We start from the raw sequence: 16,096 nt of genomic DNA, 5'->3' as shown, positions 1-16,096 counted from the left end.
GGCCACGCTGCGTAGGCGGCGTCCGGATTCGTAGGTGGTCGTCAGAAAGACAAAAGAACCTAACTGCCGACCCACCTACCTAGCTATGCCCCAACCCCTCGACGTCTTCGTCGATTTCCTCCGGTGTGCCCTGTCCCTTCCTCGGGCGGGCGTCGGCCTCCGGGAAGACCCACTTCTTGTACCCGTACCACCGGAACGCCATGGCGATCAGGGTGCCGATGATCTGGGCGCTGGTGAAGTCGGCGATTTCCTCCGCCAGCCTGCTCACATGTGGTTCTTGCAGGTCGAACAAGTACCTGGAGACGTACAGCGGCAGTGAGTTCAGTGCGATGCCCACGCCGTTGATCAAGAAGAACAGCAGGGCTTCGTGGTGGCGTTCTCTGCCGCCTCGGGTTCTGAAGGACCACTCGCGGTTCAGTACGTACGACACGATCGTTGCGACCAAGGTCGCGATGATCTTCGCGGTTACTGGTTTGTCCGCCAGGATGGTCGACTTCAAGCCGATGAAGATGGCCGTGTCGATGATGAAGCAGGTGCCGCCGACCACGGCGAACTTGAGGAGTTCGCGGTGCTTCAAGGCCAGTGAGCGGAACGGTTCGGGGAACCGGAGAACCATGTTTTCGACTACGGACACCCAAGCAGTGTACGGAGATCGGGTTGCGGTGCAGGTCAGGCGACTTCGCGGTCTTCGGGTTCGGTGACCATGCGCAGTCGTCTGGTCGCTCGGACGACCTCCGGGCGGGCGTCCGCCTGGGGGAAGACCCACTTCTTCATGGCCCAGAACTTGAAGGCGGTGGCGACGAGCATGCCGATGATGGAGCCGCTGACGAAGTCGGCGATCTCCTCCGTGACCAGGGAAACCGCTGGGTGCTGCAGGCCGAGGAAGTGGCGGGAGATCCAGAGCGGTAGCAGGTTGAGGCCGACTGAGGCGCCGCTCACCAGGAAGAAGAGTGCGGCCTCGTGGTGACGTTCGCGACCCCCGCGGGTGTGGAACGACCACTCGCGGCTGAGCACGTAGCTGGCGATGACCGCGACGAGGATGCCGATGGCCTTGGCCGTGACGACCTTCTCCTGGAGCACGGTCAGCTTCAGGGCGTACCAGACGCCGTTGTCGACCAGGAACGTCGTTCCGCCGACGACCGCGAACCTGATGAGCTCGCGGTGCTTGTTCAGCAGGAAGCGGAGGGGTTCCGGCAGTCGGCCCAAGGCCCGGCGTACGGCTGGCAGCACCGGGGCAGTTTACGGATGCGTGATCAACTGACTACGGAGGGGGCGGGCAGTAGCCCGGTAGCAGGTCGCCCAGGAGGGGCGGCCACCACGGCGGGCGTGGTTGGCACGGGGGTGTGGGCGGGTCCGTTGTGGTGGGGGGCGGGGTCGTCGGGTCCGGTGGTGGGGTGGTCGTCGTGGGAGGAGGGGTGGTGGTCGTGGGGGCCGGGGGCTGTGGTTCCTCCTCGGCGGGGGTGGTCGGCTTGGTCGGGTCCGGCGGGACCGTGGTGGTCTGGGTCTGGGTGGGCGGGGTCTTGGTGGTGGTGGTCGTGGGTGGGACGGTCGGGTCGGTGGTGGGGGTGGGTGTCGGGTCCACTGGTGGGTCGACGGGTGGGTGGCCGGGGAAGAGGGTGATCGGTACGTCGACGGTCTTGGTGGCGTTGCCGAGCGTCGCGGTGACGTGGACGGTGCCGTCGCGGAACGGCAGGCCGAAGACCCACGCGGACATCCGGTAGGTGCCGTCGCGCGGGAGTTCCGCCTTGCACTCGATGTGGTGCCTGAGGACCGAGCAGCCCGCGTGCGGTGCGACCAGGACGATGTTGTCGTCGGCCGAGAGGGTCAGCGTCATCGTGCCCGCGTTCGTGCCGGTGTTGCGGACCGTCACGTCCAGGCGGGGGTCCCAGAAGACCTCGTGCCACTTGGTCACGGTCAGGGTGAGGTCGTCGCGGACCGGCTGGACCTCGACGGCGACCGTGACCTGGACGGTCAGCGTGGCGCCCGCGGTGACGACGCCGGTGATGACGCCGCCGAGCGCCGTGGGGTCGGCCTGGAGGTTGAAGACGAACGTGGCGGTGCCGCCCGGTGCGATGCCCTGGGTGGTCGCGCAGGTCACCGCGCCCGCGCCCGCCGGGCAGGTGACCGACTGCTCGGGCGCGCCGTCCAGCGCCAGCAGGCGTGCTCCGCCGAACGAGCCGACGGGGCCGACGGAGCGCACGCCGGGGGGCAGGGTCAGCGCGGTGCTGGCGGGGGCCGACGCGGACTCGCCGGTGTTGCGGATGGTGATCGGCAGGGCCTTGGGGGCCTCGCCGGGGACGAGCGTGAAGCCGCTGGGCACCGTCGGCACGAGGGCGGCCGGTGTCGGTTGCGGCGGCTCGGCCGGTGGGGTGGGTTCCGGGGTCGGCGCGGGTGCCGGGGCCGGGGTCGGGGCCGGTGGGGTGGGTGTCGGCGGGTCCGGCTGCGGAGCGGGGGCGGGTGGTGGCACGACGGGGGGCGCGACGACGGGCGGTGGCACGGTCGGCACCGGTTGCGCGGGCGGTACGGCGGGCTGGCTGGTGACGACGGGTGGCGCTTCGGCGACGGCCGGGACGGTGTCGCTGCCACCGGCCGTGAGGCCGATCGCGACGGCGACCGCGAGCGCGGCGCCCGAGGCGGCGATGCCGAAGAGCTGGCGGGGCAGCGAGCCGAGCGCGCCCGTCGCGCCGCCCGCTCCGGCCGCGCCCGCGACGGCGGCCGTCGCGGCGACGGCCTTGCCCGCGCCTGCGGCGGCCAGGTAGCCGGTGACGCCGATGCCGAGGACCAGCGGCGCGACGATCGCGCGCAGCGAGCCGTTGACGTCGACCAGTTCGGCGGCGAGCGCGCGGCAGCGGTCGCACTCGTCCAGGTGGGCTTCGACCTGGGTCGTCTCGCGCTTGGACAGCCCGCCGCGGGTCCACGCGCCCAGCTTGTCCACGGTGGCGCGGCAGCGGTCGGACGTGGTCTCGGTCAGGTGCACCTGGAGGTAGGCCTGGCGCAGGCCTTCGCGGGCGCGGTAGGCGAGCGCGGACACGCCGTTGGCCGTCAGCCCGAGCAGCGGGGCGACCTCGGCGGGCGACTGGCCCTCGATCTCGGTGTGCCACAGCACGGTCTGCCAGCGTTCGGGCAGCTTGGCGAACGCCTGCGCGGCCATCGACCGCTCGAGGCCCGCGACGGCGGTGTCGCTGAACGGCACGCTCACCGCTTCGGCCGGGACCCCGGACACGGCGGAGACGTCGTCGGACAGCTCCACCTTCTTGTCGCGGCGGGTCTTGTCGTAGGCGGTGTGCCGCAGAGCGGTCAGGAGGTAGGCGCGGAACGCCGTGTCCGGACCCCGCCCACCACGGAGAGTGTCCAGCACCTTGGCGAAGGCCTCGGACACGAGGTCGTCCGCCTCGGCGGGGGAGCGGGTGAGCTGCCGGGCCAGGTTGTAGGCCGCCGATACGTGGCGTTCGTACAGCTCGCCGTAGGCGTCGATCTTCCCGCCGCGCACAGAGCCGATGAGCTCCGCGTCGCTCGGTCCCTGGACGTCAGCAGGAACGGTCGCCACGTATTTCCTCCCTCGCAGCGGCCAGTGTGACTCACGGCGTAGCGCTAAGTCACCTCAAGCCCCTCGACTGGTTGGGTGAAATCCCGTCACGAAAGCCCTTCGGCCGCGTCCCGTGGTAGTGAACCGACCGGGAGGGGAGACGACCCACGTGGGTGTCGCACAGGCGGAACGCGTCTTGAAGTCCAGGTGGCGGACGGCCAGCCTCGCGGCGGGCTGGCCGTTCCCCGGCGACTGGCCGCTGCGGGAGGTCGACGAGGTCTGCGCCGCGATGATCGACCCGGTCGACCCCGACGAAGCGCTGGTCAAGCTGGGTCGGGCCCGCGCGGGGGCGGGTGCGGGGCTCGACGAGACCCTGCTCGACCTGGCCGCGCTGCACGCGGTGCTCGGCGGCGGTGGCGGTCTGGTCGTCCCGAACGTCGACGCCCTGCCCGCCCGGATGCTGCGGCTGACCGCGTCCGGCTGGGCCGAGGTCGTCACCGAGGAGGCGTGCGATCGCGGCGCGGAGGACCCGCTGACCGGTCTCGCCACCCGCGGCTACCTGCGTACCCGGTTGGGTGAGCTGTACCGCGAGCCGACGGCGCCGGACGAGCGCTACGCGCTCGTGCTGGTCGGCCTCGACCTGACCCGCGCCACCGGCTGGTCGCGCGTGGTCGCGATGACCCTGCTCTCGGACGTCCTGCGGGTCGTCTTCGACGGCGGCGAGACCCTGGCCACGATCGGGCCGTCCGTGGCCGTCGTCCTCGCGCGCCGGGACGCGGCGCTGGCGCAGAAGATGTCCAACCTGCGCGTGCTGGCCGCCGACCGCCTCGCCGTCGACCCGCACGTGAGACCCACCGGTCCCGCCAAGGTCTGGTCGGAACGGCTCCCCGCGACCCACCACGACGCCTGCGAGCTGATCGCCGCGCTGGCCCGCTGACCCCACCCGCGGGGGTGAGACCACTCGGGCGCTGAACCCCTGTCCAGCACCCTCCTCCCTGCCCGGACGCCCGTCGCTCCTCGGAGCGGCGGGCGTTCGTCGTCGCGGGCTTGACACGTGGTCAAGTGGTCTAGTTAGCTAGTGTCTTAGTACAGTGACACAATTCAGGGAGGGTGGCGTGGTCGAGTTCCGCATCGACAAGGCGAGCGGACTCCCGGCGTACCTCCAGCTCGCCCGGCAGGTCCGGGAGGCGCTGCGGCTCGGCTGGCTGAAACCGGGGGACCGGCTGCCGACGGTCCGCGACGTCGTCGCGAGCAGCGGCGTGAACGCCAACACCGTGCTGAAGGCCTACCGCGAGCTGGAGCGCGCGGGCCTGCTGGAGGCGCGGCAGGGCTCGGGGACGTTCGTGAAGGCCGCACTGGGATCGGTCGATCCCGAGGTGATGGAGCGGGTGCGCGGGAAGCTCGTCGACTGGGTCGGCGAGGCGCGCGGGGCGGGACTGGAGAACGAGGACATCGACGCGCTGGTCGGGTCGGTGCTCGCCGAGGGGGAGAGGAACGAGGTGCCATGACGACCGCTGTGGTGGGAACCGCAGGCATCGCCGTGCGGGGGCTGGGCAAGAGGTACGGGAAGTCGGTGGCGCTGGAGGACTGCACCTTCGACCTGCCCGAGGGGCGGGTCGCCGCGCTGGTGGGCGCGAACGGCGCGGGCAAGACGACGCTGCTGACCGTCCTTTCCGGACTCCTGCGGCCGGACGCGGGGGAGTTCGCGCTGCGGCCGGACGAGCGGGTGGCGTTCGTGTCGCAGGAAAAGCCGGTGTACAAGCACTTCACGCCCAAGGAGATGCTCCGACTGGGCGCGCGGCTGAACCTGGTCTGGGACCAGGCGCGGGCGGAGGCGTGGCTCAAGCGGTTCGACGTCCCGCTGGACCGCAGGTGCGGCAAGCTCTCCGGCGGCCAGCGCACGCAGGTCGCGCTGGCCGTGGCGATCGGCTCGCGGCCGACGCTGCTGCTGCTCGACGAGCCGCTCGCGGACCTAGACCCGTTGGCGCGCACCGAGGTCACCCGCGAACTGCTGGCCGAGGTCGCCGACTCCGGCACGACGGTGGTGCTGTCGACGCACATCGTGACGGAGCTGGCGGGCGTCGCCGACCACCTGCTGCTGCTGGCGCACGGGAAGCTGCTCGCCGGAGGAGACCTGGACGAGCTGCTCGCCGCGCACGTGATGGTGGTGGGGCCGCGGGCGGACGAGCCGCCGGTGGAGGGGGAAGTGCTGTGGGACAGGCACTTGGATGGCCAGTCGCTGTTCCTGGTGAAGACGCCGTCCACGCCCGCGGTGTCCGCGCCGTGGGTGGTGCGACCGGTGACGTTGGAGGACTACGTGCTGGCGCAGTTGTCGATCACGCGCAAGGGGGATTCGGCATGACCACGGTGGTGAAACCCCGCGTCGGCTGGGGAGACCTGCTCTGGGTCGCCTGGCGCACGCACCGCACGGCGATCCTCGCCATGACGGGCTTGACGGCCGCCGTGGTGGCGGGCGTGTTCGTGCTGATGGGGATGACGGACACCGAGCTGGGCGGATTGCCTGCCATCTACTTCCGGCTGTTCTGGCAGCCCCAGGACACCAACCTGCTCTTCGGGGCGGTGATCGCGGTGTTCTGGGGTGCGCCGCTGGTGGCGCGCGAGCACGAGGCGCGGACGAACCTCCTGGCCTGGGGGCAGGACGTTCCGGCCACCCGGTGGCTGGCCGGTCAGGTGGTGCTGCTCGGCGCCGTCGCGACCTGCCTCGCCGCGATGGTGTGGATGTCCGAGCAGTACATGGTCGACACGATGCGCGAGTTGAGCGAAGGCAGGACCTTCACGCCCTTCACCACTTGGTACGAGGTCGCTCCGCACCTGCAGATCGGCTACGCCCTGTTCGGCCTCGCCCTCGGCCTGGCCGCAGGCGTCCTGGTCCGGCGCACCCTGCCCGCGATGGGGATCGCGCTGGTCGGCTTCGGGGTCGTGCGGGTCGCGGTGATCGAGTGGGCGCGGCCGTACCTCCGGCCGCCGGTGCACACGTTCGAGGCGTGGAACGCGGACTACAAGAACCAGGTCCCCGACTACGCGATGTACGTCGGCAGCGGGTACGCCGACGCGAACGGCGTGCGGATCGACTACCAGGGGAGCTGGGGCTGCGGTGACAGGGTGGGGTCGGCTGGGCAGCTTGACTGCCTGAAGGCCAACGGCGTGGCCGGGCACTTCGCGGAATTCCAACCCCTCGAACGGCTCGGGCTGTTCCAGTGGATCGAGACCGGGATCTTCGTCGTCCTCGCGGCCGCGCTGCTGGCGCTGGCCTGGGCCGGGGTCAAGCGGGCCCGTCGGGTGTAGCCGGTGTCGGGAGTCCACGTTTGTGCAGGTAGAGTGACCGTCCCGTGGACTCCCGTACCGGCCTTCCCGTCGTCGGAATGATCGGCGGCGGCCAGCTCGCCCGCATGACCCACCAGGCGGCCATCCCGCTCGGCCAGTCGTTGCGCGTGCTCGCCGTCTCCGACTCCGATCCCGCCGCGCTCGTCGCTCGCGACGTCGTGCTCGGCACGCACACCGACCTGGACGCGCTGCGCGCGTTCGCCAAGGGCTGCGAGGTGGTCACCTTCGACCACGAGCACGTGCCCGGCGAGCACCTGCGGGCGCTGGTCGCCGAGGGGGTGAAGGTGCACCCCGGCCCCGAGGCGCTGATCCACGCGCAGGACAAGCTGGTGATGCGCCGCAAGCTCTCCGGCATGGGGCTGCCGGTGCCGCCGTTCGCCGAGGTGACCGCCCCGGCCGACGCGTTGGCGTTCGGCGCCGAGCACGGCTGGCCGTGCGTGCTCAAGGCGGTGCGCGGCGGGTACGACGGCAAGGGCGTGTGGATGCTGAACACGCCGCACAGCGCGCAGACCGTGGTCGACGAGCTGCTGGCCGCCGGGACACCGCTGATGGTCGAGCAGTGCGTGCCGATGCGCCGCGAGCTGGCCGCGCTGGTGGCGCGGTCGCCGTTCGGCCAGGGCGCCGCGTGGCCGCTGGTGGAGACCGTGCAGTCGGAGGGCATCTGCGTCGAGGTGCTGGCGCCCGCGCCCGCCGTCGACCCCGGTGTCGCGGAGGCCGCGCAGGAGCTGGCGCTGCGGGTTGCCGAAGAGCTGGGCGTCGTCGGGCTGCTGGCCGTGGAGCTGTTCGAGACCGCGGACGGCGTCGTGGTGAACGAGCTGGCCATGCGCCCGCACAACTCCGGCCACTGGACCATCGAGGGTTCGCGCACCTCGCAGTTCGAGCAGCACCTGCGGGCCGTCCTGGACTACCCGCTCGGCGTGACCGACCTGGCCGCGCCCGCCGTCGTGATGGCGAACGTCCTCGGTGCCCAGAACGCCCCGGAGATGGGCCCCGACGAGCGGCTGCACCACCTGTTCGCCCGGTTCCCCGACGCGCACGTGCACCTGTACGGCAAGGCGGAGCGGCCGGGTCGCAAGATCGGCCACGTGACGCTGCTCGGGGAGCGGATGGACGACGTGCGCGAACGGGCGAAGCTCGCCGCGCACTGGCTGTCCGACGGCGTGTGGCTGGACGGGTACGACATCCACGGAGGGCAGCAGCAGTGACGCAGGTCGGCGTGATCATGGGAAGCGACTCGGACTGGCCGGTGATGAAGGCCGCCGCCGAGGCGCTCGCCGAGTTCGACGTGCCGTACGAGGTCAGCGTGGTGTCGGCGCACCGGACCCCGCAGCGGATGATCGACTACGCGCGCTCGGCCGCCGGTCGGGGCCTCCGGGCGATCATCGCGGGCGCGGGCGGCGCGGCCCACCTGCCCGGCATGGTCGCCTCGACCACCGTGCTGCCGGTCATCGGCGTGCCCGTGCCGCTGAAGTACCTGGACGGCATGGACTCGCTGCTGTCGATCGTGCAGATGCCCGCGGGCATCCCGGTCGCCACGATGGCCGTCGGCGGCGCCCGCAACGCGGGCCTGCTGGCCGTGCGCATCCTCGCCGCGTCGGACCCCGCGCTCCAGGAGCGCGTCGCGACGTTCCAGGCGGACCTCGAGCAGATGGTGCTCGACAAGGACGCGGCGTTGCAGAAGGCGCTCTAGCGGGCGCACGGGTGCCTTCCGACGTGTCGAAAGGCACCCGTGCGTTGGCATGTGAACGCGCGCTAACATCGTCCCAGTAGGCCCTACTGGGAGGTAACAAGTGGACCCGAGCTTCGGCACGTACCAGCTCGCCGAGGAGCACGACGCGCTGCGCGAAGCCGTCCGCTCGCTCGCCGACAAGGAGATCGCACCCCACGCCGCCGACGTCGACGAGAACGAGCGCTTCCCGGTCGAGGCGCTCAACGCGCTGGTCAAGTCCGGTTTCAACGCCGTGCACGTGCCCGAGGCGTACGACGGCCAGGGCGCCGACTCCGTCGCCACCTGCATCGTCATCGAAGAGGTGGCCCGCGTCTGCGCGTCCTCGTCGCTGATCCCGGCGGTCAACAAGCTCGGCACCATGCCGATCCTGCTGTCCGCGTCCGAGGAGCTGAAGCAGCTCGTCATGCCGTCCATCGCCTCCGGCGAGGCCATGGCGTCGTACGCGCTCAGCGAGCGCGAGGCCGGTTCGGACACCGCCTCCATGCGCACCCGCGCCCTGCTCGACGGCGACCACTGGGTGCTCAACGGCACCAAGTGCTGGATCACCAACGCGGGCGAGTCCACCTGGTACACCGTCATGGCGGTCACCGACCCCAAGGCGGAGAAGAAGTCCAACGGCATCTCCGCGTTCGCCGTCCACAAGGACGACCCCGGCTTCGTCGTGGGCTCCAAGGAGCGCAAGCTGGGCATCAAGGGCTCACCCACCCGCGAGATCCACTTCGAGAACTGCACCATCCCGGCGAACCGCCTCATCGGCGACCCCGGCACCGGCCTGAAGACCGCCCTCCGCACCCTCGACCACACCCGCCCGACCATCGGCGCGCAGGCCGTGGGCATCGCGCAGGGCGCGCTGGAAGCCGCCATCGCGTACGTCAAGGACCGCAAGCAGTTCGGCAAGGCCGTGGCCGAGTTCCAGGGCGTGCAGTTCATGCTGGCCGACATGGCGATGAAGATCGAAGCCGCCCGCCACATGGTCTACGTGGCCGCAGCCAAGGCCGAACGGGGCGAACCGAACATCGGCTTCATCACCGCCGCCGCCAAGTGCTACGCATCCGACGTGGCCATGGAGGTCACGACCGACGCCGTGCAGTTGTTCGGCGGCGCGGGCTACACCCGCGACTTCCCGGTGGAGCGGATGATGCGCGACGCGAAGATCACCCAGATTTATGAAGGCACCAACCAGATCCAGCGCGTCGTGATGTCGCGCGCGCTGCTCAAGGGCTAGGGCTTCACGGCCCGAAGGGCGTGGCTCCCGTCTCGGGGGCCACGCCCCTCAGGTCAGCGGTCCCTTGAACGTCAACCGGTTGGTCGTCACGGCACCGCTGACGTTCGCGTGTACCTCGACGGTCAGGTCCTCCGCGTCGACCGGCACCCTGAACCGGGCGGTCGTGGTCGTCGTTTCGGCTGCCGGTGCCTCAGTGACGGAGTTGTTCGCCTTCCACAGCACCTCCTTCGTCCCCACGCGGCCGGAGAACGACAGTCGGGCCTTCTCGTCGGTCTTGTTGTCCGCGGTCACGGGCACCTCGACGAACCGGAACGCCGGATCGGGCTTGCCGTCGACGCCGATGACCGGTTCGCCGACCGCGACCGGCCTGCCCACCTTGACGTGGACGCCGGAACTGGTGCCGTCGCCGTCCCACGTGAGCACGACGGGGACCGCCGGTGGGATCGCGGTGGTCGGTTCGATGCCGGTGGGTCGGCCCTTGCCGCAAGCGGTGACCAGGAGCACCACGGCGGCCAGGAGCAGTGGTGTGCGCATGGTGTCCATGTCGACCGGGAAGCGGTCGAGGGTTACGACTGTCACCCGATCAGGTGACAAACATCGGTGCTGGTGAGCAGTGTCACCGCTTTCGCGTTTCTGCCCGGCGCGCAAACGCTTGCCCAATGCTGACAGCGTTTCGACAGCTCGAATCCATCCGAAACGCCGTTCCGCTTCCTTAGAGTGTCGTTCAAATACGAACGAATCGGGGAGTGTTTCGATGGAGCGCGTGCGGGATTCGGCTGCACTGATCGGACGACTGGGCCTGGGTGCGGTGTTCATCGCCCACGGCTGGCAGAAGTTCTTCGAGTACGGCATGGACGGCACGGCCGCGTCGTTCGTGCAGATGGGAGTCCCCGCGGCCACGGCGTCGGCCTGGTTCGCGGCGGTCGTGGAACTGGTGGGCGGTGCGCTGCTGCTGGTCGGCGCGGCACTGCCGGTTGCGGGGGTGCTGCTGGCGCTCGACATGGCGGGCGCGCTGGTGCTCGTGCACCTGTCGAACGGGATGCTGGCGCCCAACGGCTACCAACTGGTGCTGGTGCTGGGGGTGGGCGCGTTGGCGCTGGGCTTCAACGGCGGCGCGTACTCGGTCGACCGGTTCCTGCTGAGGTCGCGGTCGCGGGAGTCCGTGCCCGCCTGAGGCGACGCCGTGGGGGCCGCGAAGGCCCCCACGGCTAACGTCCGCCCTCGTGAACAGCCGGATCAGGTCGCTGCTGCCGACCCTCTTGCTCGACCTCGCCCTGCCCGTCGGCGGCTACTACCTGCTGCGCGGGTTCGGTGTGAGCGACTGGGTCGCGCTCGCCGCGGGCGGTGCGGTGTCCGGTGTGCTGCTGCTCGCCGGGATCGTGCGGAGCCGCCGGGTCGACGCGGTCGCGGCCCTCATGCTCGGGCTGTTCGCCTTCGGGCTGCTGACGTTGTTCCTGACGGGTGACGCGCGGTTCGTGATCGCCAAGGACTCCCTGATCAGCCTGGCGCTGGGACTGGTGTTCCTCGGCTCGCTGTTCGCCGGGAGGCCGCTGCTGCTGGCGTTCGTGGCGAAGACCGCGCCCGTGGTCGAGGAGCGGTACCGCGAGTCGCCCGCGGTGCGGCGCACGGTCCGCTTCGCCACGCTCCTGTGGGGCGCGGGCCTGCTGTTCGACGCCGCGCTGCGGGTGCCGCTGGCGTACGCGCTGCCGGTCGACGTGATGGTGGTCGGGTCACCGCTGCTGACCGTGCTCGTGGTCGGGGTGCTCGTCGTCGTGACCCGCGCGTACGCCAAGCGCCAGCACGACTAGGCGGCGAACCCGCCGTCGACGTTGATCACCGCGCCGGTGGTGTACCGGGAGTCCGGTCCGGCCAGGTGGGACACGGTCGCGGCGATGTCGTCCGCCGTGGCGTAGTGGCCGAGCGCGGTGAAGCTCCTGATCACGTCGGCCATCGGGCCGTCGGCCGGGTTCGCGGCGGTGTCGGTCGGGCCGGGGTGGACGAGGTTCACCGTGATGCCCCTCGGCCCCAACTCCCGCGCCAGGCCCTTGGTCAGGCCGACGAGCGCCGTCTTGCTCATGGCGTACAGGCTGAAGCCGGGGAACGCGGCCCGCTCGGCCATGTTGCTGCCGATGCTGATGATCCGCCCGCCGCCGCGCATGTGCGGCACGGCCGCCCGTGCCGCCACGAACGGCGCCCGCACGTTCACCGCCACCGTGCGGTCGAACTCCTCGGGCCCCAACTCCTCCAGCGGGGCGAAGTGGAACACGGCCGCGTTGTTGACGAGGACGTCGATCCCGCCGAACTCCTCGACCGTCCGCTCCACCACGCCCGTCACGGCGTCGACGTCGGCGCTGTCCGTCCGCACGGCCAGCCCCCGCCGTCCCGCCGCCTCGACGCGACCCACCACCGACGCGGCGCTGTCCTCGTCGTTCTCGTAGGTCAGCACCACGTCGGCACCTTGTCGCGCCAACCGCACGGCCACCGCGGCGCCGATGCCGCGGCTGCCGCCGGTGACCAGTGCGACCTTGCCCTCGATCTTGTTCATGACCTCAGCGTGGCCGAGCCGAAGTCCTTTGTCCGGCGGGAAAACGACGTGGGGCCTAGGCCGCGCCGCCCAGTTCCACGGTGGTCTTCTCGCTGAGCCTGCGCGCGGGCAGCAGGTCCGCGTTCAGGTTGCTGCACTGCACGAGCGAGCCCCCGCCCGCGAGCACGGCGAGCAGCCCGTTGAGCAGACCGTCCGGCAGGTCCCACTCCACAGTGGACAGCACCCGCGTGTCGAGGCCGATGCCGAGGGTCTCCGCGCGGGTGCGGGCTTCCGCGACGATGTCGTCCACAGTGGACTTGCCGAGCGCGGGCGCGTCGCCGGGGGTCGGGCCGTACGGGGTGAAGTCGTCGCCGTGGACGCGGACGTCGTCGAGGAAGTCGACCGCGCCGCCCAGCTCCTGCCCGCGCAGGCCGAGGCCCATCGGGTGCAGCGAGGCGACGGCCACCACGTCGGCCCCTTCGGCCGCACCTCCCGGCGCCACGAACGCGACCTTGGCGCCGACGGGGTCGTCCACCACGACCGCCCCGCACCACCAGGAGCCCAGCAGGACCCCGGCCGTCTGCCAGTGCGCGGGCAGCAGCACGGCGACCCGGTCACCGGGCTCGACGTCGTGCTCGTCCCGCAGCCAGTTGGCCGTCTTGGCGGCCCAGTTGGCGACGGTGGCCCGCGACAGCTCGACCCGCGAACCGTCCGCGTCGTCGTAGTGGGTGATCAGCGGTCGCCCAGGCCCGGCGGCCAGCAGCGGCGCGAACAGAGCTTCGGTGACGCTCACAGTGGTGCATCTCCTAGTCGACGCAAGGCACTTCCGGCTGGACGACCCGTCGTGCGCCGTCCAGACCGACCACCTTGCCACCCGCCACCCGCTGGGTCGGGCTCGGGGCGGCACTCGGGACCGTGGTCGTGGTGCCGGGCACCAGCGTGGGGCCGAGTAGCTGCCCCACGAACGCCTTCACCGCGGCCACGTCGACCTTCACGATGCTCTGCCCCTTGTCGCTGCGGGCGTTGACGTCGACCACCGGGATGGTGGCGAACTCGACGTTGCCGCCCGCGACGCCCCTCGCCTGCTGGGCGAGCGTCACGAGGTCGAGCTTCTCGTCCACCACGATCGACTTGGTGACCGCGTCCAGCAGCCCGGTGAGCTTGCCCTGGTCGGTGAACGTGCCCGCGGACAGCAGCTCGGTGACGGCGGCCGACAGGAACACCTGCTGCCGCCGGATCCGACCCAGGTCGCCGCCGGGCAGGTTGCGCTGCCGCACGAACGCGAGCGCGTCACCGCCGTCGACCCGCTGCCGCCCCGCGCCGAAGTTCGCGCCGGACGCCGGGTCGCTGGTGCCCGCGTTGAGGCACACCTCGACGCCGCCGATCACCTGGGTGAGCAGGTAGAAGCCGTAGAGGTTGATCTCCGCGTAGTGGTCCACGCGGACCCCGGTCAGCTCCTGCACGACCTGGATGAGCGCCCGCCGACCGGCCTGGTCGCCCTGCTTCTCGCGTTCGGACCGGTCGCCGACGCCCTCGTTCTCCAGCCGCTGCACGGTGGCGTACTTCGTCAGCCCGTACGCCCCGTTGATCTTGTCCTCACCGATGTCCGGGATCGGCACGTAGGTGTCGCGCGGGATCGAGATGGCCGTGGCCTTCCCGCCGTCGTGCGGGACGCGCAGCACGATGATCGTGTCCGTGTTCAGGCCGTCGGACGCCTCCGTGCGCAACTGGCGCAGCACGTCGGCGGGCAGCGGGTTGCCCTGCGCGTCGGTGCGGCTGTCGCTGCCGACGAGCAGGATGTCCGTCGCGCCGTCCAGCACCGGCGGGGCGTTCGGCACTGTCGACAGGTCGGCGAGCACGTCGGTCGTGTTGACGCTCTCCTGCACCCGCTTCAAGGTCGCCCAGCCGTACCCCGAGCCCGCGAGCACGGCCGCCGACAGCAGGGCGACCAGCACGCGCACGGTCACGGTCAGGGCAGCCCTCAAGACGTCCTCCTCGGTGCGAACAGGGGTGAACACCAAGGCTAACCAGCGGGTGACCCCTCAGGTGGACTTCTTGGCCGAACAGAGGCTCAGTTCACGCAGACAAGCCCGCCCGCGGTGATGGCGGGGGGAGCGGCGGACGAGGTCGGCGAGCCGGGGACCGACGTGCCGGGCGTGCCCGCGGGGTCCGACCGGTCCTGCACGGGGTTGTAGTCCGATCCCACGTAGACCGAGAGCTGGTTCCTGGTCTGCGAATCGTCCTCTTCGACCGCCGCGCCCGCGAGTTCCTTCGAGAGCTTCTCCGCGACGGCCTTGTCGCCGGGCGCGTAGCGGATCACCGTCGAGTCGAGGAGCGTCGCGGCCGAGAGCGCCTGGCCGCGCAGGTAACCCTTGCCCACCAACGTGTCCAGCACGGTCGCCGCGAGCCTCGCGGTCCCCGACGCGTTGTACACCTGCACGGTCACCTTGTCGTTCGCCGTGACCGGGGTGTTCGACGCCGAGGTGCCGGGCGCCGCGCTCTCGTCGCTCGCCAGGTTCTTGATGAAGTTCTTCACCTTCGCCGGGTCGACCTGGAGCACGTTGCCGTCACCGTAGGTGTCCATCGTGTCGCCGACCGGGATCGTGCGGAACTCGATGTTGCCGCTCACCAGGCCCTGCATCTGCTCGGCGAACGTCGTGATGTCCCAGCCCGCGCTCAGCACCACCGACTTCTGCACCGCCGAGACGAGCGCGTCGAGCTGGTCGATGTTGGTGAGCATGCCGGTCGACAGGACCTTCTTCGCCAGCGCGCCGATGAACGCCTGCTGCCGGGCGATGCGGTCGAGGTCGCCGCCGGGCAGGCCTTCGCGCTGCCGCACGAACGACAGCGCCAGCGCGCCCTCGATCGTCTGCGGGCCCGCGACGAAGTTCGCGCCGGACTTGTAGTCGCTGGTGGCCTGGTTCACGCAGACCTCGACGCCCCCGATGGCCTTGGTGACCTCGTAGAAGCTCGCCAGGTTCACCTCGGCGTACCGGTCGATGGTGACGGCGCCGCCGGTGAGGTTCTCGATGGTCTTGATGAGCGTCTTGCGGCCCGCGGTCGTGGACTCGGTGTTGATCCTGGTCTGGTCCGCGCCCTGCGCGGCCAGCTCCTCCGCGACGGTGTTCTTCTGCCGGGCGAACGCGGAGTTCAGCTTGTGCTTGCCGAAGCCGTCCGCGATCTCCACGTAGGAGTCGCGCGGGAACGAGAACGCCCGCGCGCGGGTGCCGTCGACCGGGATGTGCACCAGGATCATCGTGTCGGTGTTCATCTCGCCGTCGGCGACGCCACCGCTGAGGAGGTCGAGCACCTCCGGCGCCAGCGGGTTGCCCTGCATGTCGACGCGGCTGTCGATGCCGACCATCAGGATGTCGACCGCGCCGTCCAGCGGCTTGCGCCCGACGCCGCCCGGCTCCTCGCCCACCTGCGCGGCGATCACGTCGGTCGTCGCCGTGCCCTGGTCGAGCGTGCGCAGGAAGTTCCAGCCGTACCAGGTGACCACCATCACAGCGGCGGACAGCAGAGCCAGGAAGGAGCGCCCCGTGATGAGCAGTGCGCGGAGCGTGGTCGAGCGCTTGCGCGCCGGGGGTGTGTCGACCCGTATAGGTCCTGGTCTCTCGCTCGCCAGTGGCGGTCTGCCCTCCACGAGTGGTGCCTCCCCCGTGCGTGGTGCTACTCGACAAAGATTAGTGGGCCAGGTGCCGTCAGCGCTGGTTGTTCCTCTTATATACGGGAGACGCTGTAACA

17 protein-coding genes are annotated in these 16,096 nt (G+C 70.8%); 9 read left to right on the top strand and 8 right to left on the bottom strand.

The features are described 5' to 3' along the window. Positions 1-79: 79 nt before the first annotated feature. The 3 genes from NZH93_RS33175 to NZH93_RS33165 are packed head-to-tail and all read right to left on the bottom strand — an operon-like array spanning position 80 to position 3,547. Complete coding sequence (locus tag NZH93_RS33175) at positions 80-634, bottom strand: GtrA family protein (protein ID WP_259627211.1); 555 nt, start codon at positions 632-634, stop codon at positions 80-82. Positions 635-669: 35 nt separating this feature from the next. Continuing rightward, positions 670-1,227, bottom strand: a complete 558-nt coding sequence (locus NZH93_RS33170; protein ID WP_259627225.1) for a GtrA family protein — start codon at positions 1,225-1,227, stop codon at positions 670-672. Between the two features lie 34 nt (positions 1,228-1,261). Next, positions 1,262-3,547, bottom strand: a complete 2,286-nt coding sequence (locus NZH93_RS33165; RefSeq protein WP_259627210.1) for a sigma-70 family RNA polymerase sigma factor — start codon at positions 3,545-3,547, stop codon at positions 1,262-1,264. Between the two features lie 148 nt (positions 3,548-3,695). Between NZH93_RS33165 and NZH93_RS33160 the strand changes: the two genes are divergently transcribed. The 7 genes from NZH93_RS33160 to NZH93_RS33130 all read left to right on the top strand — a co-directional run bounded on the left by NZH93_RS33160 (position 3,696) and on the right by NZH93_RS33130 (position 9,825). Then, entirely contained in the window at positions 3,696-4,463 is a 768-nt protein-coding gene (locus tag NZH93_RS33160; protein ID WP_259627209.1) for a nucleotidyl cyclase domain-containing protein, read from the top strand. A 178-nt stretch (positions 4,464-4,641) separates the two neighbouring features. Continuing rightward, positions 4,642-5,034, top strand: a complete 393-nt coding sequence (locus NZH93_RS33155) for a GntR family transcriptional regulator (protein WP_259627208.1) — start codon at positions 4,642-4,644, stop codon at positions 5,032-5,034. Next, the gene (locus NZH93_RS33150) at positions 5,031-5,888 is read left to right on the top strand and encodes an ABC transporter ATP-binding protein (protein ID WP_259627207.1); all 858 of its coding nucleotides are present in this window, start codon (positions 5,031-5,033) and stop codon (positions 5,886-5,888) included. The genes NZH93_RS33155 and NZH93_RS33150 overlap by 4 nt, the downstream gene beginning before the upstream one ends. After that, on the top strand, positions 5,885-6,832 hold the full coding sequence (locus NZH93_RS33145; RefSeq protein ID WP_259627206.1) for an ABC-2 membrane transporter-related protein: 948 nt from the start codon (positions 5,885-5,887) through the stop codon (positions 6,830-6,832). Before NZH93_RS33150 ends, NZH93_RS33145 begins: the two co-directional genes overlap by 4 nt. 44 nt (positions 6,833-6,876) lie before the next feature. Beyond that, complete coding sequence (locus NZH93_RS33140) at positions 6,877-8,076, top strand: 5-(carboxyamino)imidazole ribonucleotide synthase (protein WP_259627205.1); 1,200 nt, start codon at positions 6,877-6,879, stop codon at positions 8,074-8,076. Continuing rightward, complete coding sequence (gene purE, locus NZH93_RS33135; protein ID WP_259627204.1) at positions 8,073-8,561, top strand: 5-(carboxyamino)imidazole ribonucleotide mutase; 489 nt, start codon at positions 8,073-8,075, stop codon at positions 8,559-8,561. The genes NZH93_RS33140 and purE overlap by 4 nt, the downstream gene beginning before the upstream one ends. A gap of 100 nt (positions 8,562-8,661) precedes the next feature. Then, positions 8,662-9,825: an acyl-CoA dehydrogenase gene (locus tag NZH93_RS33130; protein ID WP_259627203.1), complete on the top strand. Its 1,164-nt coding sequence runs from the start codon at positions 8,662-8,664 to the stop codon at positions 9,823-9,825. Between the two features lie 48 nt (positions 9,826-9,873). On the opposite strand, the gene NZH93_RS33125 is transcribed toward NZH93_RS33130, so the two are convergent. Beyond that, entirely contained in the window at positions 9,874-10,404 is a 531-nt protein-coding gene (locus NZH93_RS33125; RefSeq protein WP_259627202.1) for a hypothetical protein, read from the bottom strand. Between the two features lie 175 nt (positions 10,405-10,579). Here NZH93_RS33125 and NZH93_RS33120 point away from each other — a divergent pair, with 175 nt between their 5' ends. Together NZH93_RS33120 and NZH93_RS33115 are read left to right on the top strand one after the other, a co-directional pair. After that, on the top strand, positions 10,580-10,999 hold the full coding sequence (locus NZH93_RS33120; protein ID WP_259627201.1) for a DoxX family protein: 420 nt from the start codon (positions 10,580-10,582) through the stop codon (positions 10,997-10,999). Between the two features lie 49 nt (positions 11,000-11,048). Beyond that, a complete protein-coding gene (locus NZH93_RS33115) occupies positions 11,049-11,633 on the top strand; it encodes a VC0807 family protein (RefSeq protein WP_259627200.1) in 585 nt (194 codons plus the stop codon). Here the strand turns inward: NZH93_RS33115 and NZH93_RS33110 are convergent. From NZH93_RS33110 to NZH93_RS33095, 4 genes are all read right to left on the bottom strand, one after another. Beyond that, positions 11,630-12,370, bottom strand: coding sequence for an SDR family NAD(P)-dependent oxidoreductase (locus tag NZH93_RS33110; protein ID WP_259627199.1), 741 nt, complete (start codon positions 12,368-12,370; stop codon positions 11,630-11,632). The genes NZH93_RS33115 and NZH93_RS33110 overlap by 4 nt on opposite strands. 55 nt (positions 12,371-12,425) lie before the next feature. Then, positions 12,426-13,142 carry a TIGR03089 family protein gene (locus NZH93_RS33105; protein WP_259627198.1) on the bottom strand — a complete coding sequence of 239 codons (717 nt, stop codon included), beginning with the start codon at positions 13,140-13,142 and terminating at the stop codon, positions 12,426-12,428. 13 nt (positions 13,143-13,155) lie between these two features. Beyond that, a complete protein-coding gene (locus NZH93_RS33100) occupies positions 13,156-14,334 on the bottom strand; it encodes an LCP family protein (RefSeq protein WP_259627197.1) in 1,179 nt (392 codons plus the stop codon). Positions 14,335-14,420: 86 nt separating this feature from the next. Further along, on the bottom strand, positions 14,421-15,854 hold the full coding sequence (locus NZH93_RS33095) for an LCP family protein (protein ID WP_259627196.1): 1,434 nt from the start codon (positions 15,852-15,854) through the stop codon (positions 14,421-14,423). Positions 15,855-16,096 lie beyond the last annotated feature (242 nt).

This window comes from Umezawaea endophytica (genome assembly GCF_025061645.1).
GTDB lineage: Bacteria > Actinomycetota > Actinomycetes > Mycobacteriales > Pseudonocardiaceae > Umezawaea > Umezawaea endophytica.
Note: the sequence above shows the minus strand (reverse complement) of the source record. Positions and strands in the feature narration are given on the sequence as shown.